Source organism: Clostridioides sp. ZZV14-6345, assembly GCF_020657775.1.
GTDB classification, from domain to species: Bacteria; Bacillota; Clostridia; order Peptostreptococcales; family Peptostreptococcaceae; genus Clostridioides; species Clostridioides difficile_D.
In genome coordinates this window covers 1-5,884 of the sequence record NZ_JAGWCX010000111.1, presented here as the reverse complement: position 1 = coordinate 5,884, position 5,884 = coordinate 1, and the positions used below count along the sequence as shown (strand labels likewise).

The window sequence follows — 5,884 nt, the reverse complement described above, 5'->3', positions numbered from 1 at the left end:
TTTAAAGAATACACATAAATATTTCCAGACTCATTTTATAAAAAAACAAGTATTATATCAAATATAAAATACTTGTTTCTTGGAATTATTTTTGATTTTCTAGCATATCATTTAGAGCATCATATGTGAAATTTATTATTTCTTCACAAGTTACTTTATTTTTTTTAAGAGATGCACATATTTCTGAACTGTATTTATTCCTTACTCTATTCATTAACTCTCTTGAATACTTCCTTGCTATATTTTCATCTAAATTACTATTTCGTCCATTTAAATACCCTATTATAACAACAGCAGCATTTATAGCTCCACAAACACTTCCAACAGTCATTCCAACCCCCATACCACTTCCTGTTGAGATTGGTATATCTGTATTGTGTTCCTCATTATAAGATTTTATTAATGCCTCTGCACAAGTGTATCCTTGGCTATGATACATTGATGGTCTTGTCATTTTTATACTTCCTTTCAAATTTTATTTTATATGATTTTATTATATATTAAATTAATTATAGTTTCTGTGACTTAGTCACACAATCTATATCTATACATAATAATTTAATCTAGTCTCTTATTGTTATATAATAGACCATTACATTAGCTTTAAATTTTTAGGTATTTACTACACTTCATTGAATCAAGTCATATATTATTATCTTTAATTCTTTGTATTTAAACAAAAGATTTGCTAAAATAAAAATAAGCAGTATTACATAAATTGAACCCTAAGGAGGTCGTCAAATTGAAAAAAATACTTATAACAGGTGCACTAGGACAAATAGGTTCAGAATTAACAATAAAACTTAGAAATGAATATGGAGAAAAAAATGTAATTGCTAGTTCAAGGAGAACAAAAGAATGGAATCCAGTATGTGAATCTGGCATATTTGAAATATTAGATGTTACAGATAAAAATCGTTTTTTCGAAATTGCCAAAAAATATGATGTAGATACTATAATTCACCTAGCTTCTCTACTTTCTGCAGTTGCTGAAAGCAAACCCCTAGAAGCTTGGAATTTAAATATGGATGGATTAATAAATGGTCTCGAAGTGGCTAGAGAATTAAATTGTAAATTTTTTACACCTAGTTCAATTGCTGCCTTTGGTGAAAATTCTCCCAAAAATATGACTCCTCAAGATACATTACAAAGACCTAATACTATGTATGGTGTAACTAAAGTTTCTGGAGAGTTACTATGTGATTATTATCATTCAAAATTTGGAGTGGATACTAGAGGTGTTAGATTCCCAGGTCTTATTTCTTATGTTACACCTCCTGGTGGAGGAACTACAGATTATGCAGTTGATATATATTATGAAGCATTAAAAAATAAGAGATATAAATCTTACATAGCAGAAGGTACAAAGATGGATATGATGTATATGCCTGATGCACTTCAATCAATAGTAGATTTAATCGAAGCCCCAGCGGATAAACTTATCCATAGAAATGCTTTTAATATTACTGCTATGAGTTTTGCCCCTGAAGAAATAGCTGCTTCTATAAAAAAATATATTCCTGATTTTGTAATAGAATATGATGTAGACTCTGTAAGACAAAGCATAGCTGATTCTTGGCCCAACTCTCTAGATAGTAGTAGTGCAGTAAGTGAATGGAACTTTAAATTTAATTATGACTTAGACAAAATGACTAAAGATATGTTAGAAAAATTATCAGAAAGAGGAATCGGCAAATAATAATCTATCATTTTTATATACTAATATTAATAGCTTTTTACGTATTAATTATACAAAATCATATTAAAAATTAAAAGGAAAGGAAAAGCTACTATTTTAAGTGTTATAGAAAATTTACTTGAATTTTTACTACACTTTTCATAATACAATGTAAGTAGCAGGTAATAATATTGCTAAACTTAAGAGATATTAGAGAGGAAATAATTAAAGAATATATAGGTGATAGTTTAATTTCCGAGCTTACAGAAGAGTTAAAAAATATACTTATAACTGATTTACAGTCTAACCCATTTAAAAGTAATATTGAACTCAGTATAATACCATCAAATATAGAAATATTTAAAAAAATAGAAAATATATTACTAGATTCTAAAGTTAATTTAAAAATTGGTTGGGAAAGAATACTTATAAATTATATCTTAAAAGATTTATTTGAATTAAATTATGAAATAAACAAAAGTTGTAATGAGCCTTTGATGTTTAGAGTCATTATATCTATTGATTCTTATGATGCTTAGACTAAATAATATACCTGAGGATGTGCTTTAAATTTATGAAATACAAGTTATTTATAGACTTTGAATTTAATATATTAGATGATAATAAAAATAAACCAAAAGAATATAATGGAGCTGAATTAATCTCTATTGGTGGAGTTTTAGTTGATAATGAATTTAATATAATAGACACCTATTACTCTTTAGTTAAACCAAGATACAATGGGATACTTTCAAACAAATGTAAAAAACTAACTAAATTGAGCCAATTAGATATTAATAATGCTCCTAATCTTTTATATGTTATGGATGATTTTTATAGATGGTTTTGTAAATTTGATGATGTTACAATATATAATTGGGGTGATTTTGATATAGCTGGTCTTCTAACTTCGTTTAGAGTATATAGATATACAGGTAAATGCTTAGAGTTATTTAATATGATGATTGACATTCAGCCTTTTATATCTCAACATATTACATATAATAATAGAATCTTATCTAGGCAACTATCTTTACTGAATATGAAAAAAATTTTTTCTATAGAAGGAGATATTAAACATAACTCACTTTCAGATGCTGTAGATTTAATGAATGTATGTAAATGTTTTTACCTTAACTCCCCTAAGGATATCAATATTCTTGAAGAATTATATAATAAATTACCTCCTCTCAAAACCCCTTTATATTATATACCCTACTTTGAAGATGAAAATTTTGAACTTAAATTTGATAAAACTCCAGAAGATATAATAATATATCTTAAACAAATATTAAACATACTAAATATAAGTAAAAAAGAAATTTATTTTAAAAAAAGAAGTGTATTAGTAAATAACTCTAAAATTATTAGTTTTAAAAATCTATCTTCTTCTTTCAAATTAATAAAGCTTAATGAATTTGAAGAATATCCTGATTTTATTTTAAAATTAGGAGATAAAAAGAATTTTGTTGAATCTGTTGTTAAAATAAATAAGAATAATAGGAAATCTATAAAAAATTTAATATTAAAGTTATCAAGAATACCTTAAATAGTTGAATTCAATTATTTAAGGTATTTTTTATACCTTGAATTAAAATTTTTATACAGGACATACTAACTAAGTATAAATATTTTTTAAAGGAGTAATTGATAGATATGACAGTGGTGTTAATAAGAAGTATTATATTATACATAACAGTGCTAATTGCACTTAGAGTCATGGGAAAAGGTGAAATAGCTGAAATGAATTGTTTTGATTTAGTTATAACACTTTTAATTGCAGAAGTTGCATCAGTTCCAATGGAAAACAATAATATACCAATTATAAATGGCGTTGCAGCAATAACTGGGCTTGTAATTATGCAGACTCTAATTTCATTTTTATCCTTAAAAAGCAGAAAATTAAGCTCATTTTTATCAGGTAAACCTTCTGTACTAATAGATAAGGGAAAAATTGTATATAAAGAATTAAAAAAAGAAAGGATTACTATAGATGAGTTATTGGAACAACTTAGAGTTCAGGGTTACTTCAATTTAAAAGATGTACAATATGCTATTTTGGAAACTGATGGTAATCTAAGTGTTGTTCCAGCATCAACTTATAATAGTACTCCTCCAAAAGCTTTTAATCATTTACCAATTCCACTTATATTGGATGGTAGAATAATAAATAAAAATCTAGACATAGCTGAAAAGGATACTAATTGGTTGATGGGTATTTTAAAGTCTAATCACATAGAAACTTTTAAAGATGTTCTTATATGTGTTTTAGATGAAAATGACAAAATATTTATTCAAAATAAAAAGGGTGATTAATATTGAAATCTGCAACATTTGTTATACTATGGACTATCTTATTTGTATTATTTGGATTTTACATTAACAATAAACTATATGATTTTACAGATGAATATAAAGACAATATATCTGTTTTAGAAAAATCTATAGAAAATGAAGACTGGGAAAAAGCTCAAAAAGAAGCTGATTCTATATCTACAAGATGGAATAAAGAAAAAAATCATTGGTACAAAGTTTTAAATCACGAGTACTTTGATGAAATAGGACTAAAGTTTAATATTCTCGATAAAGCAATTTATACTGAAAATAAATTAAAATCTCTAGAAGAAGTTGAAGGTATAAAAACATATTTGGGAAACATCGTTGAAAGTGTTAAGTTTGATGTAAACTATATATTTTAATAACTTTAAATAAGGATATAGATGGAATTAATCTATATCCTTATTTTTATGCTTTTATAAACCTTACAGATTTTTTGCCTCCAAAGTTTCAATAATTATTATTTTTTTACTTGTAAACTATTATTATCAAAATAAATCTTAAAAACTAATATATTCAAGGTATATTTTCATATTACACTATTACGTAATGTTAGGGTCAATAATATATTTTTATACATCCAACATTAAGTATCCTGTTTTCATATGCTTTAAAACCTCAGAGAACAGTAACGGAAGTTGCTCTGTATCATCACATTTTTGAGTTAAATAATCTATTATAATATCGGATATTTTCTCAATTATAATAGCACCTTTATCAAAAATCACAGCTGCTTGTATAAAAGAGTCATTTTTATATTCCTCCCCAATACTGTTAAGCATTCTACTCATTTTATCAAATCCACCTTTAAATTGAACAGTATCTGGTTCTTTAATTCCTTTGATTGCATTTGGAATTGTTGGTACTGTGCCAAAAAACATAACCATATTGGTCAAAATCTTATCATAATCATCTTTCTCTAATTCAGTTTTCCACTGTGGTAACTCTTTAATAAATTTTTCAAAACCTTTATATCCCAAAAATCCTTTAGGAGGATTTAAAAACATATCACGCTTTATAGCAATGGCTTCTCTAGCAATGTTATATTTATTCTTTGAAGTATTCATTCTTATTGTGCAAATAGTATTTTCTTTGCTTAATCCGGGGTAATTGCAATTCATACTTTCACGTAATTTATCATAAGAAAGATATAATAATTCTGTTCTCCCACAATCATACAGATATATTCTTTCATCATCATATCCTACCATTAATATATAATGAAAGGGAATGTGTTCTTTATGATATAGCTTTTTATAATATGGTAGATAATACATATCTAAAGCACCTAAAATAACTGGATATCCACCATCAATTTCAGATTTTGCTTTCTTTAATGCTTGCTCATATTTTTTAAACTCATGATGTTTGTATTCAAAACCGACAATTGGTGCTAAAAATTCATACATCTTTTTTGTCCTTCCATCTCCCAAAGCTACCATTCTTTTTAACTCTGCTTTATTTGTTTTCATATAACAAAATGAGCCAAAACCTGATAATAAAAAGAAAAAATCATTTGGAAGACATTCACCTGTTTTATTTATATATAAATCTTCTATACCATTCCACATACACTCATAATCATGTGAATGATGTTTAACTTCAATTATTTTTCTCATATAATCTATCTCCTCACTATAAATTTTCATTAGATTCAGTATAAACCCTCCTACAATGAGAGAGTCAATAACTATTGTATTTATAAAATTTATATTTTAGGCCTTATATTTTCACATATTAAGCCATTTGAGACTATAATATATTTTGTTATACTATTTACTGTATAATTTAATAAATTCAAATAAAAAAAGAGCATATAAAAACTTACAAATGTACTGAGACCCAAAAGTTGGACTTTATACAGGAATG

Annotated in this window: 7 protein-coding genes; 5 read left to right on the top strand and 2 right to left on the bottom strand. The window is 25.9% G+C overall.

Annotated elements, in window-relative coordinates:
• Nucleotides 1-85 precede the first annotated feature (85 nt).
• Nucleotides 86-454, bottom strand: a complete 369-nt coding sequence (locus KGF39_RS18700) for a C-GCAxxG-C-C family (seleno)protein (protein ID WP_227823465.1) — start codon at nt 452-454, stop codon at nt 86-88.
• A gap of 288 nt (nt 455-742) precedes the next feature.
• Here KGF39_RS18700 and KGF39_RS18695 point away from each other — a divergent pair, with 288 nt between their 5' ends.
• The 5 genes from KGF39_RS18695 (at nt 743) to KGF39_RS18675 (ending at nt 4,377) form a co-directional block, all read left to right on the top strand.
• Nucleotides 743-1,699: an L-threonine 3-dehydrogenase gene (locus KGF39_RS18695; RefSeq protein ID WP_227823464.1), complete on the top strand. Its 957-nt coding sequence runs from the start codon at nt 743-745 to the stop codon at nt 1,697-1,699.
• A 170-nt stretch (nt 1,700-1,869) separates the two neighbouring features.
• Nucleotides 1,870-2,217: a hypothetical protein gene (locus KGF39_RS18690; protein WP_227823463.1), complete on the top strand. Its 348-nt coding sequence runs from the start codon at nt 1,870-1,872 to the stop codon at nt 2,215-2,217.
• 35 nt (nt 2,218-2,252) lie between these two features.
• Entirely contained in the window at nt 2,253-3,227 is a 975-nt protein-coding gene (locus tag KGF39_RS18685) for a 3'-5' exonuclease (RefSeq protein WP_054273784.1), read from the top strand.
• 107 nt (nt 3,228-3,334) lie between these two features.
• Nucleotides 3,335-3,994 carry a DUF421 domain-containing protein gene (locus tag KGF39_RS18680; RefSeq protein WP_107595295.1) on the top strand — a complete coding sequence of 220 codons (660 nt, stop codon included), beginning with the start codon at nt 3,335-3,337 and terminating at the stop codon, nt 3,992-3,994.
• A 2-nt stretch (nt 3,995-3,996) separates the two neighbouring features.
• Complete coding sequence (locus KGF39_RS18675; protein WP_227823462.1) at nt 3,997-4,377, top strand: DUF4363 family protein; 381 nt, start codon at nt 3,997-3,999, stop codon at nt 4,375-4,377.
• Nucleotides 4,378-4,587: 210 nt separating this feature from the next.
• Here KGF39_RS18675 and KGF39_RS18670 read toward each other — a convergent pair whose 3' ends face one another.
• On the bottom strand, nt 4,588-5,634 hold the full coding sequence (locus tag KGF39_RS18670; RefSeq protein WP_054273780.1) for a BtrH N-terminal domain-containing protein: 1,047 nt from the start codon (nt 5,632-5,634) through the stop codon (nt 4,588-4,590).
• Nucleotides 5,635-5,884: the final 250 nt, after the last annotated feature.

Excerpts from the sequence above, each read along its gene's own strand:
- KGF39_RS18680 (WP_107595295.1), top strand. The coding sequence starts at position 3,335 with ATGACAGTGGTGTTAATAAGAAGTATTATATTATACATAACAGTGCTA.
- KGF39_RS18685 (WP_054273784.1), top strand. The coding sequence starts at position 2,253 with ATGAAATACAAGTTATTTATAGACTTTGAATTTAATATATTAGATGAT.
- KGF39_RS18670 (WP_054273780.1), bottom strand. The coding sequence starts at position 5,634 with ATGAGAAAAATAATTGAAGTTAAACATCATTCACATGATTATGAGTGT.
- KGF39_RS18700 (WP_227823465.1), bottom strand. The coding sequence starts at position 454 with ATGACAAGACCATCAATGTATCATAGCCAAGGATACACTTGTGCAGAG.